Here is a 15,776-nt window from a genome sequence, read left to right on the forward strand (position 1 = left end):
GGCGCTGCCGAGGTGTGCCCTGCCTAGGGCTGACTGAACCCGTAATCCAGCAGCCGGATCGCCTGACCATAGAGATCGCCGGTGCCATACATCTGCACGACGACCAGACGCCGGTTGCCGCGCTGCGCCGCACCGACATAGGTCTTGCGCGCGAGATTGGTGAAACCGGTCTTGCCGCCGAGATCTCCTGGGTAACGGGTCAGCAGCTCGTTCTGATTGTGCAGTGTCTTGCCCGGGAACGGTGCCGACGGTGACCGCATGATCTGGGCGATCAACGGGTACTGCAGCGCCGCGCGCATGATGACCGCGAGATCGTGTGGTGTGGTGACCGATTCCCAACCCGGGCCGTCCAGTCCGGACGGTGACGACGCCTTGGTGCTTCGGGCCCCGACCAGAGCGGCTTTGCGGTTCATCGCCGCCACGGCGACCCGTTGTCCGCCGAGCATGTCGGCGAGCATGTTGGCCGCGTCGTTGCCCGACACCATCAGGATCGCCGCGACCAGCGCAGCCGTGGTGTACGCCTGACCGGGTTTGAGCCCGACGCAGGAGCATTCGACGCGCGTGTGGGATTCGTTGGCGCGCGCGAAGTTGTCCGGGCGCAGATGATCGAGCACCGTCATCGCCAGCAGCACCTTGATGGTGCTCGCCGGCGCATAGGCTCCGTAGGGATCCTTGCTGGCGAGCACCCGCCCGGTGTCCAGGTCGGCCACCAGCCATGCTTTGGCCGGACCGTCCGGAAGTGGTTGTGCGGCCGCCGGTTCGACCGACGGTTGAGCGGAGACGGCCGGTGCCACCGACACGGGGGCGGCGGTCAGGATCGCGCCGAGCGCGAGCACGAGCCCCGCGAATCCTCTTCGCACGGTTGGCGACGCTAGTCGGGCCAGGACTCGACGAGCGCGCGATCAGATCTCCATCGGGTCTCGACTGTGCGCCCGGACGGCAACGATGCGGGGCGGCCCGCAACCCCTGCCGGCAGTTCAGAGCCGGCTGACGCCGGCGTTCGGTCCCAGCGCGAAACCCCAATCGAGCAGCGCGGCGGCCTGATCCCAGTACGTCGGACCGCCCTCGGCGACCAGCCCGTACATCAACGCGACGACCAGGTGTCTGCCGTTGCGCTCGGCGCCGCCGACGAACGTCTTGCGGGCCAGGTCGGTGTATCCGGTCTTACCCCCGAACGTGCCCGGATACCGGTGCAGCAACTCATCCTGGTTCACCAGCACCACATCACCGGTGCGGGTCGGGAACACCGCGCTGGGCTGGGCGGTGATCTGCGCAAACACCGGGTCGGCCATCGCCGCGCGGAAGATGACGGCCAGGTCGCGAGGTGTGGACCAGATGTCGATGCCGGGCCCGTCGATCCCCGACGGGGAACCGGCATTGGTGCCGTAGGCGCCCAGCATCGCGGCCTTCGCGTTCATCTTCATCACCGCGACGTCGCGTCCACCGAGCATCGTGGCCAGCGTGTTGGCGGCGTCGTTGCCCGACACCAGCAGCAGCGCCTCCAGCAGCTGGCGGGTCGTGTAGGTCAGGCCGGGGGTGACGCCGGCGCAATTGCACTCGACTCGGGTGTCGGCCTCGTTGGCCACGATCGTCGCGTCGAGCGGCAACTCGTCGAGGACCACCATCGCCAGCAGCACCTTGATGGTGCTGGCCGGGGCGTAGTGGCCGTTCTCGTCGCGCGCGGCCAGTACCGCCCCGGTGTCCATGTCGGCGAGGATCCAGGCCTGGGCGGGACCGTCCGGGATCGGAACCGAGCCGACCGGTTGCACCACCCCCGTGACGGGCACAGCCGCGGCCGGCGGCGCGGTGGCGACAAGGGAGCCTGCCCCGAACAGGCACAGCGCGGTCCCCAGGCATGCGAGAAGCCTCGTCATGACCGGTCAGCCTAAACCGGCACGCGCGATCGTGTTCAATCGAGCCATGTTGAGCCTTCAGGAGATCTCGGACCGGCTGGAGATCCAGCAGTTGCTGATCGACTACTCCACCGCCATCGACGGGAAACGTTTCGACGACCTCGATGCCGTCTTCACCCCGGACGCCTACATCGACTATCGCGTCAGCGGCGGGATCGACGGGCGGTTCCCGGAGGTGAAGGCGTGGTTGAAGGAGGTGCTGCCGAATTTCCCGGCGTACTACCACATGCTCGGCAACGTCGATGTGCGCCTGGACGGCGACACCGCGACCTCACGGGCCATCTGCTTCAACCCGATGGTCATGGGCGGAGACCAGGGACAGATCTATTTCGTCGGGATCTGGTACGTCGACGAATTCGTTCGGACGGCTCAGGGCTGGCGGATGAGCAAGCGGGTGGAAGAGAAGTGCTTCGACAAGTTGGTGTGACCACCCGGGCGCGCCCCCACGCCCGGACGAACGTGCCGCCGGAGCACCGTTGGCCGTGCCGTGAACGATGAGGACGCCGCTGCGCAAGCAGCCATTCACCGGGATGGTGTAGAGGTATCCCACGATATGACCGACATGACTGCGCCACCCTCAGAGACACAGCTCAAGACGATCCTGCGAGCCCTCGACGACGTCGACCTGCCGGCGTTGAACGAGGCGCTCCGGCCGCTGTCGCCGATCCAGATAGTCGACGTGCTCGAACGGCTGGACCGGCGCGACCAGGCGGTGCTGTATCGGGTGCTACCCAAGGACCGGGCACTGGAAGTCTTCGAGATGCTCGACCCCAGTCTGCAGGGTGACCTGGTCGGTGCGCTGCAGGACGACGCGGTGGCAGCGCTTTTCGCCGACATGGATCCCGACGACCGCGTCGAACTACTCGACGAACTCCCCGCCAAGGTGGCGGGGCGGTTGCTGCACGGGTTGCCCTCCGACGAACGCGAATTGACCGCCGCGATGCTCGGCTACCCGCAGGGGTCGATCGGACGTCGGATGAGTCCGGAGTTCGTGTCGGTGCGCGCCGCCATGACCACGGCGGAAGCGCTCACCAGGGTGTCCGCTCGGTTGGGCGACGCCGAGACGGTCTACACGCTGCCGGTGATCGACGACCAACGCGTCCTGATCGGCGTGGTCAGCCTGCGCGAGCTGCTGGCGGCAGCACCGGGCACCACGATCGCCGACATCATGCGCCCACCGCACTGGGCCCGCGCCACCGAAAGCGCCGAAGTGGCCGCCCGCCGCTGCGCCGATCTCAAGATGCTCGCGCTACCGGTGGTCGACAACGAGACGCGGCTGGTCGGGATCCTGACCGTCGACGACGCGCTGCAGATCCTGGAGACCGCCGAATCCGAAGACCAGGCCCGTATCAGCGGCACCGAACCGCTGCGCCGTCCCTATCTCACCGCGCCGGTGGTCAGCCTGGTCCGCTCACGCGTGGTGTGGCTGCTGGTCCTCGCGATCGGCGCGACGCTGACGGTGCAGGTGCTGGAGGTGTTCGAGGCCACCCTGGACGAGGTGGTCACCCTTGCCCTGTTCGTTCCGCTGCTCATCGGCACCGGTGGAAACACCGGGAATCAGGCGGCCACGACGGTGACCAGGGCCCTGGCCCTCGGCGACGTGGGCCCGCGCGACCTCGGCAAGGTGTTGTTCCGTGAGCTGCGGGTGGGCCTGGCGCTGGGGCTGCTGCTCGGCGGCCTGGCATTCCTGGTCACCAGCATGGTCTACGACCGCTCCATCGGTACGGTCATCGGATTGACCCTGGTCAGCCTGTGCACCATGGCGGCGACGGTCGGCGGCGCGATGCCGTTGATCGCGCGGGCGATCCGTGTCGATCCCGCAGTGTTCTCCAATCCGTTCATCTCGACGTTCGTCGATGCCACCGGCTTGCTGATCTACTTCATGATCGCCAAGGCGGTCCTGGGCATCTGATCCACGATTTCCGCAGGGCCGACGTGGTCTGGCACAATGGGCGGCTGTCTGCCGCGGGACTCCGGCTCTGCGGCGGTCACACGCGCAAGGCAAAACCGGGTCCCGGCATCCCGCCGGAGATCGCTCGAATTGCACCCGCGGCAATCACAGGAGAAGTCGCTCAACCATGGCTGTCAAGATCAAGCTCGCCCGCTTCGGCAAGATCCGCAATCCCCAGTACCGCATCGCCGTCGCCGATGCGCGCAACCGCCGCGACGGTCGCGCCATCGAGGTCATCGGCCGGTACCACCCGAAGGAAGAGCCCAGCGTCATCGAGATCGATTCGGAGCGCGCACAGTACTGGCTGGGCGTCGGCGCCCAGCCGACCGAGCCCGTGCTGCAGCTGCTGAAGATCACCGGTGACTGGCAGAAGTTCAAGGGTCTGCCCGGTGCCGAGGGCACGCTGAAGGTCAAGGAACCCAAGCCGTCCAAGCTGGACCTGTTCAACGCCGCGCTGGCCGAGGCTGACGGTGCTCCGTCGACCGAAGCCACCACCCCGAAGAAGAAGAAGGCCCCGGCCAAGAAGGACGAGCCGGCCGCTGAGCCCGCCGCTGAGGCCACCGAGCCGGCAGCCGAGCAGGCCGAGCCCGCGGCTCCGGCCGAGAGCTGAGCCGGCGGTGAGTTCTGTCGTCGTCGACGCCGTCGAGCACCTGGTTCGCGGAATCGTCGACAACCCCGACGACGTCCGGGTGGACATGGTGACCAATCGGCGCGGCCGCACCGTCGAGGTGCACGTCCACCCTGAAGATCTGGGCAAGGTCATCGGGCGCGGCGGTCGCACCGCGACCGCGCTGCGAACACTGGTGGCCGGTATCGGCGGTCGCGGGATCCGCGTCGACGTGGTGGACACCGACCAGTAGCGTCGCAGCTGATGGACCTGGTTGTCGGGCGCGTTGTCAAAGCGCACGGCGTGACGGGTGAAGTCGCGGTCGAGATCCGCACCGACGATCCCGAGGGTCGTTTCGTCCCCGGTGCGGTGCTACGGGGCCGTCCGTCGCGCGGTGGTGCCGAGCGTGGCTACGTTGTCGAATCGGTGCGCGCGCACGGTGACCGCGTCCTGCTGCGTCTGCAGGGCGTCGGCGACCGTGATGCCGCCGATGCGCTGCGGGGCACGCTCTTCCTCGTCGATTCCACGGACCTGCCACCCATCGCCGACCCCGACGAGTTCTACGACCATCAACTCGAGGGAATGGCGGTGACGACCGACACCGGTGACGCGGTCGGCACGGTCACCGAGGTGTTGCACACCGCGGCGGGCGAATTGCTCGCAGTCCGTGCCCCCGAGGGCGCCGAGGTGCTGGTCCCGTTCGTGTCCGCCATCGTCGTCTCGGTGTCGTTGGCCGACAACGTCATCGTGATCGACCCTCCCGAGGGTCTGCTCGAACTGTAGGGAGTGGGTGACTGTGCAGATCGACGTCGTGACCATCTTTCCGGCATTTCTGGATCCGCTCCGACAATCGTTGCCCGGCAGGGCTATCGATGCGGGCATCGTGCGGCTCGCGGTGCACGACCTGCGCGACTGGACGCACGATGTGCACCGCTCGGTCGACGACTCCCCGTACGGCGGTGGACCTGGCATGGTGATGAAGGCTCCGGTGTGGGGTGCGGCCCTCGACCAGATCTGCACGCAGGAAACCCTTCTCGTGGTGCCGTCGCCGGCCGGGCGGCTGTTCGATCAGGCCACGGCGCACCGCTTCTCCGGGGAGCGGCACCTGGTGTTCGCGTGCGGACGTTACGAGGGCATCGACCAGCGGGTGATCGACGACGCCGCCCGCCGGATGCGGGTCGAGGAGGTCTCGATCGGGGACTACGTGTTGCCCGGCGGGGAATCCGCGGCGGTGGTGATGATCGAGGCCGTGGTGCGGTTGCTGCCCGATGTACTCGGCAATCCCCAATCGCACCAAGACGATTCACACTCCGAGCTGGTCGGTGGTTTGTTGGAGGGGCCCAGCTACACGCGACCGGCAAGCTGGCGTGGGCTCGATGTCCCCGACGTCTTACTCTCCGGTGACCACGCCCGTATCGACGCGTGGCGGCGGGAACAGGGGCTGCAGCGCACCCGGGACCGGCGACCCGATCTGCTCGATTAGCGGTGCTGTAGCTGCCCGAACTCGGTGTGCCAAAGCCCCCGGGCAGATGTGCCGAAGCCCCCGGGGCAGTTGTGCTGAAGCCGCCCGGCTCGGCGGTTCCCGACGACGGCGGTCTGCGCTGCGCGACCTCGCGATGAGTTCGGTGCCCTGGTGCAGTCTGATCACCCATGGGCAGACTCATCTACAGCCTCACTGTGTCGGTGGACGGGTACATCGCCGACGCACAGGGCAGCATCGACTGGTCCGAACCGAGCGAGGAACTGCACCGGTACTGGAATGACTTCGAGCGGGACACCGCGCTGTCGTTCTACGGACGGCGGCTCTATGAGTTGATGTCGGCGTACTGGCCGACCGCCGATACGGCCGCGGATGCCTCCCCGGTGACCGTCGACTTCGCCCGCATCTGGCGCGACATGCCCAAGATCGTCTTCTCGCGCACGCTGGAGTCCGTCGACTGGAACTCCCGCCTGGAACGCGGCGACCCGGTGGAAGTGGTGACGAGACTCAAAGCCGAAACCGACGGCAGGCTTGAGGTTGCCGGCGCGACGCTGGCCGCACCGATCGTGCAGGCGGGACTGGTCGACGAATTCCGGATCGTGGTCGCCCCTACCGCCGTCGGCGGCGGGATCCCGTTCTTCCCGGCCCTGCCGTCGTGGATTCCGCTGCAGCTGTTGGAGAACCGCACGTTCCCGGGGGGCGCGGTGTTGCTGCGCTACGCGGCGAAACGCGATTGATCCGACCGCATTCACCGGCGGCACAGCCGGTGTTCGACCCGGGGGAGCGGATCTGGGGGTTTGTCCCGGCTAGATCCGTCCGTCCGGGAACATCGTCCGGACCGCGTCGGTGATGGTCCGGCGTGCCTCGTCGTCGCCGGCGGCCTGCATCGAGCCGATCACCATCACGTAGCGCCGGTCGGTCCCGATCACCCCGGTGGACAGGTGCAGCCAGTCCGCGCCGATACAGCACATCCATCCCTGCTTGACCGCCACCGCCTCGTCGGGGAGCCCCTCCGGGATGCCGAAGCGCTGGGGATAGACGCCGCCGGGCACCATCCCGTCCGGCGCCGTGGGCGTCGACGCGGACAGGTCACCGATGATGAGGTCCACCTGTTCGGCCGGCAGGCCACCGGTTCCCGACAGCAACATGTCGTAGTACCGGACCAGGTCGGTCGCAGTGCTCATGGTGTTGAACCAGCGCCCGTCGGCGGGCCTGGAGGTCGACGACAGGTCGTAGCGCTCGACGATCCGGTCGATGATCGCGGTGCCGCCGCTGCGGTTCCAGAACACTTCGGCGGCGCTGTCGTCGGAGGATCGCAGCATCACGTCCAGTGACCGGCGGTCCTGCGCGGAAAGCTCGGCTTGTCCGTCGGCGACCTGCAGCAGCAGATCATCGGCGATGAACATCTTCACCACCGAGGCGATGGCGATGGGCATGTCGTTGCCGTTGGTGACCAGCGTCCCGGTGTTGCGGTCCAGGACCGCCGAGGTGATCTCGGCGCCGGCGGCCTCGGCCTGCCGGGTCGCTTCGATCTGACGGGCGGACAGTCCGGTGAACGCGGCGGGGGGTTCGTCCGGCGGCGCTTCGGGCAGCGGAGCCATGCTGCCCAGCGGGGCCACCACCGTCAGATGCGGCCCGCCCGATACCGGTGTGGCCCCGTTGCCGGTGGCCGTGCATCCGGCCACAACGATGGCGGCGACGCTTACCGCGGCAATGGCTGCGGTCCGCCTCACCGGCTGTGGCATCGTTGTGTCTCCACGTTTCTTCCTCCGAGAGTGTGGCGGGTGTGGCGAGAGTGTGGGCCGACCTGCCCCAGGCGCTGCCTCGTCGTGCTGCCTCTTCGTGCTGCCGCCTTGCAGGTACTGCCCCCCGAATTTCGGTCGGCACACCATGGATAACCTGTGTTCAAGGGTAGCGGGTGGATACCCGTCACGCCGGGCGCGAACCCTGCCGAGCCGCTGGCGGGCCGACGTGGGTGAATCGCGGATTTCAAGGTTTGGGTCCCGGTCTGGCACAATTGGGCAGTTGTCTGTGCACGGCAGGTACCGCCCCGTCGCACGACCCGCCAAGACGTCCGCAACCAACCCGGTTCCGTGCGTGTCCCAGGACGCCGACACGGAGCCGCGAACAGCAAGGAAGTGCCACCGATGAACACGCTGGATTTCGTCGACCAGTCGTCGCTGCGTGACGATGTCCCGGCCTTCGGCCCGGGCGACACCGTCAACGTCCACGTGAAGGTCATCGAGGGCTCCAAGGAACGCATCCAGGTCTTCAAGGGTGTCGTCCTGCGTCGCCAGGGTGGCGGGATCCGCGAGACCTTCACCGTTCGCAAGGAAAGTTACGGTGTCGGCGTCGAGCGCACCTTCCCGGTGCATTCGCCCAACATCGATCACATCGACATCGTCTCGCGCGGCGACGTGCGTCGCGCCAAGCTCTACTACCTGCGCGAGCTGCGCGGCAAGAAGGCCAAGATCAAGGAAAAGCGCTGACCTGCGCCACCGAGTCGGGTTCGTCGGCGCGCTGGCTACGCTGATCCCGTGACATCCGCTTCGGACCCCTCGGTACCTTCCGATCCCGACGATCCTTCCGCCGAGCGCACGCTCGAGGACTCCGAGCCCGGCACCGCCGAGGGCGAGGACACGCCCGGCAAGAAGAAGCGCGGTGCACTGCGCGAGGCTGCGATCCTCATCACCATCGCGTTGGTGCTGTACTACGTGATGCTGACGTTCGTCGCCCGCCCGTACCTGATTCCGTCGGAGTCGATGGAACCCACGCTGCACGGGTGCAACGGCTGTGTGGGTGATCGCATCATGGTCGACAAGCTGACCTACCGGTTCGGCTCACCTCAGCCCGGTGACGTCGTGGTCTTCAAAGGCCCGCCCAACTGGAGCATCGGCTACCAGTCGATCCGCTCGGACAATCCCGCACTGCGGTGGGTGCAGAACGCGCTCTCGGTGGTGGGTTTCGTGCCACCGGACCAGAACGATCTGGTGAAGAGGATCATCGCGACCGGTGGCCAGACCGTCGAGTGCCGGGTGGACACCGGCCTGACCGTCGACGGCAAGAAGCTCGACGAACCCTACCTCGATCCCGAGACGATGATGGCCGACCCGGCCGTGTACCCGTGTCTGGGCAACGAGTTCGGTCCGGTCACCGTCCCCGAGGGCAGGCTGTGGATGATGGGGGACAACCGCACGCATTCGGCCGACTCACGCACGCACTGCTCCAACGATCCCGCCGATGCCCAGCGTGGCCTCCTGTGCACGGGTGACCCGATGGCAGGGACGATCCCGGAGGAGAATGTCATCGGTAAAGCCCGGTTCATCGCCTGGCCGCCCGGGCGATGGGGCGGCGTCAGCTCGGTGAATCCGCAGTCGTAACGGTCGGCTTGGAAGGAGTCCTAGTCACTTGCCTGCCGCTTGGCCACCGAGGACGGTCATCCGCAAATCCTCCGGCCTGCGCACGCTGGAATCGGCGCTCTACCGCGCCGGATTGGGCCCGGTGGCCGGTGTGGACGAGGTGGGACGCGGCGCCTGCGCCGGTCCGCTCGTCGTGGCGGCGTGCGTGTTGGGGCCCAACCGGATGGACAGCCTGGCCGCCCTCGATGACTCCAAGAAGCTCAACGAGAATGAGCGGGAACGGCTGTTCCCACTGATCACGCGATATGCGCTGGCTTACCACGTGGTGTTCATCCCGTCCGAGGAGGTCGACCGCCGCGGTGTGCACGTGGCCAACATCGAAGGCATGCGGCGGGCCGTCGCAGGGCTGCCGGTGCGCCCCGGTTACGTGCTTTCGGACGGCTTCCGGGTGCCGGGCCTGCCGATGCCGTCACTGCCGGTGGTCGGGGGCGACGCCGCCGCGGCCTGTATCGCGGCGGCGAGCGTGCTGGCCAAGGTCAGCCGGGACCGGCTGATGGTCGCGATGGACCACGACCATCCCGGTTACGGCTTCGCCGAGCACAAGGGTTACAGCACGCGTGCCCACAGTGCGGCGCTGTCCCGACTGGGCCCTTCGCGTCAGCACCGGTATTCGTTCATCAATGTGCGACGACTGGTGCGAGACGGGGAACCCGAGGAGCATGCAGAACTGGTGTGCGGGAAAATGCTCGTGGACATGCCGATGGACGGCGATCAACCCGAAGGACAGCTGAGCCGATGAGTGCCGAAGATCTCGAAAAGTACGAAACCGAGATGGAGCTCTCGCTCTACCGCGAGTACAAGGACATCGTCGGCCAGTTCAGCTACGTCGTCGAGACCGAGCGGCGGTTCTACCTGGCCAACAGCGTGGAGATGATCCCGCGCAACGCCGACGGCGAGGTGTACTTCGAGCTGCGCCTCGGCGACGCGTGGGTGTGGGACATGTATCGCCCGGCTCGCTTCGTCAAGCAGGTGCGGGTGATCACCTTCAAGGACGTCAACATCGAAGAGGTCGAAAAACCCGAGCTGAGACTGCCCGAGTAGGTCGGCCCGCGGTCGACTCCCACGCGTGCCTGCCGCAACTGACACACTGGACGGCGTGCGCTCTACACCGCAGTGCTGGCTCACCGATATGGACGGCGTGCTCGTCCGCGAGGAACACGCGCTCCCCGGCGCCGCCGAGTTCCTGGCGCGTCTCGTCGAGCGGGAGCGGCCATTCCTTGTGCTCACCAACAACTCGATCTTCACCCCGCGCGACCTGGCGGCGCGGCTGACCCGTTCGGGCCTGGTCGTCCCGGAAAGCGCGATCTGGACCTCGGCGCTGGCCACCGCGGCCTTTCTGGCCGATCAGCTGCCGGGCGGATCCGCCTACGTCATCGGCGAGGCCGGTCTGACCACGGCGCTGCACGAGGCCGGCTACACACTCACCGATGTCGCGCCGGACTTCGTGGTACTCGGTGAGACCCGGACTTATTCGTTCGAGGCCATCACCAAGGCGGTGCGGTTAATTCTGGGCGGCGCCCGCTTCATCGCCACCAACCCCGACGTCACCGGCCCGTCGGCGGAGGGGCCGCTGCCGGCGACCGGATCGGTGGCCGCGATGATCACCAAGGCCACCGGACGTGAGCCCTACTTCGTCGGCAAGCCCAACCCGATGATGTTCCGCAGCGCGCTGAACCGGATCGAAGCGCACTCGGAGAACACCGTCATGGTGGGCGACCGGATGGACACCGATGTGGTCGCCGGGATCGAGGCCGGTCTGGAGACCATCCTGGTGCTCACCGGCTCCACCACCGTCGAGGACGTCGAGCGTTACCCGTTCCGCCCCAGCCGGGTGCTGCCGAGCATCGCCGAGGCGATCGAGCTCGTCTGATGCGGCACTTGCTAGCTTGAGCGGGTGACCGATCCAGTGCCCGACCCGGCGCGACCGCTGACCGGGGTGCGGGTCGTGGAGATCTCGAGTTTCGTCGCGGTGCCGTTGGCGGGGATGACCTTGGCTCAGCTCGGTGCCGAGGTGCTGCGCGTCGACCCGGTCGGCGGAGCCGCCGACTATCACCGGTGGCCGCTCACCGAATCCGGGGACAGTATCTATTGGGCCGGGCTCAACAAGGGCAAGCGGTCACTGGCGGCCGACATCCGCTCGGAGGGCGGCCGGGATCTGGTGACCCGGTTGATCGCCGACTGCGGGGTGTTCATCACCAATGTCGCCGGCCGGCAGTGGCATTCCTACGAAGCGTTGCGCAAGGTGCGTCCCGATCTGATCCACGTCGAGGTGTCCGGGCGCCAGGACGGCGGCACCGCGGTCGACTACACGGTCAACGCGGCCATCGGATTCCCGATGGTGACCGGGCCCGCCGAGCTGGCCACCCCGGTCAACCACGTGCTGCCGGCCTGGGACGTCACCTGCGGCGTCTACACGGCACTGTCGGTGCTCGCCGCGCTGCGCCATCGCGACGCCTCCGGGCGTGGCCAACAGATCCGCATCCCGCTGGAGAACGTGGCGCTCGCCACCGCGGGCAACCTGAGCCTGCTCACCGAGGCGATGATCAACGGCACCTCGCGCCGACGCATCGGCAACGCGGTCTACGGTACCTACGGTCAGGACTTCACCAGCAGCGACGGGATCTCCTACATGGTGGTGGCGCTGACCAACCGCCATTTCGGCGACTTGACGGCACTCACCGGGACCACCGAAGCCGTTGGCGCGCTTGCGGATTCGCTCGACGTGGACTTCTCCGACGAAGGTGAGCGCTATCGGCACCGGGACGCGCTGAGCGGGTTGTTCGCCGAGTGGTTCAGCACGCACACCGGCGGCGAGATCGCTGCCGCGCTGTCGTCGACATCGGTGCTCTGGGAGCGATATCAGACCTTCGGCGAGACCGCCGCCGATCCGCGGGTGACCGACAACCCCCTGTTCACCGAACTCGACCAGCCCCGGGTGGGGCGTCACCTGGCCGCAGGATTGCCCGTGTCGATCGACGGCGGCTACCCGGCCGCCGTCCCGGCGCCCGCGCTCGGCGACGACACCGCCGCGGTGCTGGCGCAGTGGCTGTCCCTGAACCACGACCAGATCGACGACCTCTACGGTTCGGGCGTCGTCGCGTGAGCAGACTGCTTGACCTGTTCGAGGTGACCGAGACCGGGCAGCAGAGCTGGCGTGGCCGCGGCAGCGGTCCGGCGGGCAAACGTGCCTACGGTGGGCAGCTGTTGGCGCAGAGCCTGGCCGCGGCCGCGCGCACCGTCGACCCGGCCAGGGCGCCGAGCGCGATGCATCTGCAGTTCCTGCGCGGCGGTGCGGCCGGTGACCCGGTCGATTACCGGGTTGTGCACGTCCACGACGGCCGAACTGCGACGGCACGGCGGATCGACGCCGCCCAGAACGGGCGGCTGCTGACCACCGCCACGGTGGCCTTCGCCGCCGCCCTGCCCGGCCCGGAGCACGGTCGGCGCGACCGGCCGGGTGCCCCGGACGTCTCGGCGACGACCGGTCCGCCCGGACCGGCTCCCGCGCTGCCGCTCGACGAACTCGATATCCGTTTCACCGATACCGGTTCCGGTGAGAACTTCGTCCGCCGCCTGTGGTGGCGCGCCGTCGTCGACCTGCCCGACGATCCGCTGGTGCACACGCTGATCGCGGTCTATGTCACCGACGTCTATCTGATCGATCCCGCGCTGCAGGTCCACGGACACTCGATGAGATCGCGGACGCACCGCAGCGGCACCACGGATGCGTCGGTGTGGTTTCACCGACAGCTGCGCGCCGATGAGTGGAACCTGCTGGAATGCCGGTCACCGGCCGCGGCGCGGGGACGTGCAGTGGTGACCGCGAGCCTGGTCGGATCCGACGGCACGATCGCGGCCACACTGGTTCAGGAGGGGCTCATCGCAGAGCGGGAGCCTGCGCCGGATCCGGTGCGCTGAACCGTCGCTCGAGGTGCCACTGGCGCGCCAGCGTCACCGCCGCCGAGATGGTGATGCCGACCACGGCCGACGCCACCACGCCGACCAGTTCGTGGCTCCCGAACAGCGGATACACCTGATAGTGCGTCAGGTAGATGTACAGCGACGCCTCGGCGATCACGCCCGCCACCACGGCCACGCCGGCCGGGCACCGGACCGCGGGCAACCAGATCAGAAGAACGAGACCGCCGAGCACCATCACCTGGCGCACGGTGTCGTCGAAGTAACCGTGCAGTCCGATGAACAGCACCGCTGTCACCGCGGCGCGCTGCCACAGCGTGGTCGCCTTCGCCGCGGCCCAGCCGGCTGCGAAGAACCAGAAGGCCAGTATCGAGAACATGGCGTCACCGCTGATCCCGACATCCACCACGTCGTAACGCAGCGCTAGGCCCAGCGCCACAAACCCCATCGCGACAGCGAACGGAGCGCGGCGTTCCCACCGGTCCATCGCCGGGATCCAGAACAGCACCGCCAGTGCGATCAGCGTCCACACCAGGACTTCCACGAACCACAGCCGACCCGCGGTCATGCTGTCGTGGGGACCGAGAAACTTGTTGGCCAGCAACAGGTTCGATGCGTGGTAGTCATCGGTGACGACCAGCGCGAAGGTGATCCATACCACCGACGGAACGGCCACCCAGGCGATCGTGGTGCGCAGGTGTCGGATCCGGGCCGGCCGCGGCAGCGGTGTCAGGCAGAACCGGCCGAAGTTGTAGCCCGCCACCCCGAGCAGGACATGCGCGCCGCCCCACAGTTCGAACAGTTCGGCGTGGGATCCGACGATCAACACGATGGCGATCGCGCGCAGCGCGACGCTGGTCTCCAGCGTGTGGCCCCAGGACTGCCAGCGCCGTTGCTTGGGTGCGGGTCGGCCTCGAAGCTCCCGCAGCGACAACCGCTGCCAGTCGCCGGGCAGCCAACCCAGCGCACGTTCCAGTCGAACCGACATGGTCACATAGGTCAGCGAGTTGCCGCCGAGATCGACGAAGCTCGCATCCTCGTCGATGTCGACCGGGTCGAGGTGCAACACGTCGGCGAAGATCCGGCGCAGGTCTTCGTCGTGCGGGGTGCAGCGCGCAGCCGCGGAGGCCAGCACTCGGGCGGTGGGGTAGTCGGGCTTACCGGACGGCAGCGTGGGCAACTCCGGCACGCACGCCACGTCGACCGCACCGGCCGGCACACCGGCGGCACCCGCCGCGGTCCGGCGCACCTGGTCGGGCTGGTGATCGGTGGTCGCCACCACGGCGAGGCGCTCGGCGTTGTCGGTGCACAGCGCGCGCACCCCGGCCGCGCCCAGCGAGGTCTCCAGCTGCTGCAGGTCGATGCGAAGGCCGTACATCTTGAGGAAACGGCTTCTGCGGCCGATGATCTCGTACAGTCCGTCCGCGCCGCGGCGCGCGATGTCGCCGGTGCGCAGTTCGTTCGGGCCGGCGGCCAGCGCGAGATCATCCGGATCGTGGGCGTAACCCATCATCACGTTGGCGCCGCGATAGACCAGCTCTCCGGTGCCGGCTTCCGGCCAGTCCTCGACGGGTTCGATGCGAAACGATCCGCCGGGGATCGGGCGCCCGATGGCGGCGCTTCGGGTCAGCGCGAGATCCGGTGGCAGATAAGCCATTCGGGCGGTCGCCTCGGTGGCGCCGTACATCACGAACAACTGCCAGCCCTGACGTTGGGCCAGCGTGGCATACTCGCGGACCCGCTCGGCAGGCATTCGGCCGCCGGCCTGGGTGACATATCGCAGGTGCGGCAGGTGCATGGACGCAAAGCCGGACCTCTCGAGCAGTTCGAACGTGTACGGCACACCGGCGAACGTGGTACCGCGGTGCCGACGGAACAGCTCCCAGAACTGCGGCTCGGACACCGAGTTCTCGGTCAGGATCAGGGCCGCCCCGGCCAGCAGATGACTGTGCACGACCGACAGGCCGTAGCAGTACGACATCGGCAGTGTGGTCGCCGCCCGGTCGGTGTTGCGGATCTGGAGGTATTCGGTGATCGACCGCGCGTTGGCGATCAGGTTGGCGCGGGACAGTCGCACCAGCTTCGGGGAACCGGTGCTGCCCGAGGTGGACATCACCAGCGCCAGGTCCTCGTGCAACTCATGGGCGGCCTCGGTGTGCACGTGCGTTCCGGCCGCGTCGATCACGACGTCGGGGCGGTAGGTGGCGATCATGGCGCTGTGGTCACGGCCGGCGGGGACCGGCAGCACCACGTGCCTGCCCGCCAGCGCGCCCAGATAGCCCACCAGCGTCGCGATGTCGTTGCGGGTTTCCAGCAGTATCAACCGGCGCCGGGCACCCAGCGTTCGCGCGACGTCGTGGACTCGGTCCGCAAGTTCGACATAGCTGAGCTGTCGGTCGACGGTGAGCACCGCCGGACGGTCACCGTGACCGCGCAGATGGTCGACCAGCGAGCTCACCCGGTGAGGATACCCTCGCCTGAGTTGGGC

Annotated in this window: 18 protein-coding genes; 14 read left to right on the plus strand and 4 right to left on the minus strand. The window is 67.9% G+C overall.

Going from position 1 to position 15,776, the window contains the following annotated elements; genetic code table 11:
• Window positions 1-23 precede the first annotated feature (23 nt).
• Together ACNUDN_RS10245 and ACNUDN_RS10250 are read right to left on the minus strand one after the other, a co-directional pair.
• On the minus strand, window positions 24-860 hold the full coding sequence (locus tag ACNUDN_RS10245; protein WP_419121833.1) for a D-alanyl-D-alanine carboxypeptidase family protein: 837 nt from the start codon (window positions 858-860) through the stop codon (window positions 24-26).
• 117 nt (window positions 861-977) lie between these two features.
• A complete protein-coding gene (locus ACNUDN_RS10250; protein ID WP_419121834.1) occupies window positions 978-1,874 on the minus strand; it encodes a D-alanyl-D-alanine carboxypeptidase family protein in 897 nt (298 codons plus the stop codon).
• Between the two features lie 46 nt (window positions 1,875-1,920).
• Here ACNUDN_RS10250 and ACNUDN_RS10255 point away from each other — a divergent pair, with 46 nt between their 5' ends.
• From ACNUDN_RS10255 to ACNUDN_RS10285, 7 genes are all read left to right on the plus strand, one after another.
• Window positions 1,921-2,340, plus strand: a complete 420-nt coding sequence (locus tag ACNUDN_RS10255; protein ID WP_419125100.1) for a nuclear transport factor 2 family protein — start codon at window positions 1,921-1,923, stop codon at window positions 2,338-2,340.
• Between the two features lie 126 nt (window positions 2,341-2,466).
• Window positions 2,467-3,825, plus strand: a complete 1,359-nt coding sequence (gene mgtE, locus ACNUDN_RS10260; RefSeq protein ID WP_419121835.1) for a magnesium transporter — start codon at window positions 2,467-2,469, stop codon at window positions 3,823-3,825.
• Between the two features lie 166 nt (window positions 3,826-3,991).
• The gene (rpsP, locus tag ACNUDN_RS10265) at window positions 3,992-4,474 is read left to right on the plus strand and encodes a 30S ribosomal protein S16 (RefSeq protein WP_419121836.1); all 483 of its coding nucleotides are present in this window, start codon (window positions 3,992-3,994) and stop codon (window positions 4,472-4,474) included.
• 7 nt (window positions 4,475-4,481) lie between these two features.
• Window positions 4,482-4,724: an RNA-binding protein gene (locus ACNUDN_RS10270; RefSeq protein ID WP_005148848.1), complete on the plus strand. Its 243-nt coding sequence runs from the start codon at window positions 4,482-4,484 to the stop codon at window positions 4,722-4,724.
• An 11-nt stretch (window positions 4,725-4,735) separates the two neighbouring features.
• The gene (gene rimM / locus ACNUDN_RS10275) at window positions 4,736-5,254 is read left to right on the plus strand and encodes a ribosome maturation factor RimM (protein ID WP_419121837.1); all 519 of its coding nucleotides are present in this window, start codon (window positions 4,736-4,738) and stop codon (window positions 5,252-5,254) included.
• A 13-nt stretch (window positions 5,255-5,267) separates the two neighbouring features.
• Complete coding sequence (gene trmD / locus ACNUDN_RS10280; protein ID WP_419125101.1) at window positions 5,268-5,954, plus strand: tRNA (guanosine(37)-N1)-methyltransferase TrmD; 687 nt, start codon at window positions 5,268-5,270, stop codon at window positions 5,952-5,954.
• Window positions 5,955-6,121: 167 nt separating this feature from the next.
• Complete coding sequence (locus ACNUDN_RS10285) at window positions 6,122-6,688, plus strand: dihydrofolate reductase family protein (protein ID WP_419121838.1); 567 nt, start codon at window positions 6,122-6,124, stop codon at window positions 6,686-6,688.
• A gap of 69 nt (window positions 6,689-6,757) precedes the next feature.
• Here the strand turns inward: ACNUDN_RS10285 and ACNUDN_RS10290 are convergent, their stop codons facing one another.
• Complete coding sequence (locus ACNUDN_RS10290) at window positions 6,758-7,696, minus strand: serine hydrolase (RefSeq protein WP_419121839.1); 939 nt, start codon at window positions 7,694-7,696, stop codon at window positions 6,758-6,760.
• A gap of 402 nt (window positions 7,697-8,098) precedes the next feature.
• Here ACNUDN_RS10290 and rplS point away from each other — a divergent pair, with 402 nt between their 5' ends.
• The 7 genes from rplS to ACNUDN_RS10325 are packed head-to-tail and all read left to right on the plus strand — an operon-like array spanning window position 8,099 to window position 13,288.
• A complete protein-coding gene (rplS, locus tag ACNUDN_RS10295; protein WP_419121840.1) occupies window positions 8,099-8,440 on the plus strand; it encodes a 50S ribosomal protein L19 in 342 nt (113 codons plus the stop codon).
• 48 nt (window positions 8,441-8,488) lie between these two features.
• A complete protein-coding gene (gene lepB / locus ACNUDN_RS10300; RefSeq protein WP_419121841.1) occupies window positions 8,489-9,331 on the plus strand; it encodes a signal peptidase I in 843 nt (280 codons plus the stop codon).
• Window positions 9,332-9,359: 28 nt separating this feature from the next.
• Window positions 9,360-10,109, plus strand: coding sequence for a ribonuclease HII (locus ACNUDN_RS10305; RefSeq protein WP_419121842.1), 750 nt, complete (start codon window positions 9,360-9,362; stop codon window positions 10,107-10,109).
• Window positions 10,106-10,411, plus strand: a complete 306-nt coding sequence (locus ACNUDN_RS10310; RefSeq protein ID WP_011895015.1) for a DUF2469 domain-containing protein — start codon at window positions 10,106-10,108, stop codon at window positions 10,409-10,411. Before ACNUDN_RS10305 ends, ACNUDN_RS10310 begins: the two co-directional genes overlap by 4 nt.
• A gap of 55 nt (window positions 10,412-10,466) precedes the next feature.
• On the plus strand, window positions 10,467-11,240 hold the full coding sequence (locus ACNUDN_RS10315; RefSeq protein ID WP_419125102.1) for an HAD-IIA family hydrolase: 774 nt from the start codon (window positions 10,467-10,469) through the stop codon (window positions 11,238-11,240).
• 24 nt (window positions 11,241-11,264) lie between these two features.
• A complete protein-coding gene (locus tag ACNUDN_RS10320; protein WP_419121843.1) occupies window positions 11,265-12,473 on the plus strand; it encodes a CoA transferase in 1,209 nt (402 codons plus the stop codon).
• Window positions 12,470-13,288 carry an acyl-CoA thioesterase gene (locus ACNUDN_RS10325; protein WP_419121844.1) on the plus strand — a complete coding sequence of 273 codons (819 nt, stop codon included), beginning with the start codon at window positions 12,470-12,472 and terminating at the stop codon, window positions 13,286-13,288. Before ACNUDN_RS10320 ends, ACNUDN_RS10325 begins: the two co-directional genes overlap by 4 nt.
• On the opposite strand, the gene ACNUDN_RS10330 is transcribed toward ACNUDN_RS10325, so the two are convergent.
• On the minus strand, window positions 13,248-15,746 hold the full coding sequence (locus ACNUDN_RS10330) for an AMP-binding protein (protein ID WP_419121845.1): 2,499 nt from the start codon (window positions 15,744-15,746) through the stop codon (window positions 13,248-13,250). The genes ACNUDN_RS10325 and ACNUDN_RS10330 overlap by 41 nt on opposite strands.
• Window positions 15,747-15,776: the final 30 nt, after the last annotated feature.

It is taken from the genome of Mycobacterium sp. smrl_JER01 (genome assembly GCF_048513595.2).
Lineage (GTDB): Bacteria > Actinomycetota > Actinomycetes > Mycobacteriales > Mycobacteriaceae > Mycobacterium.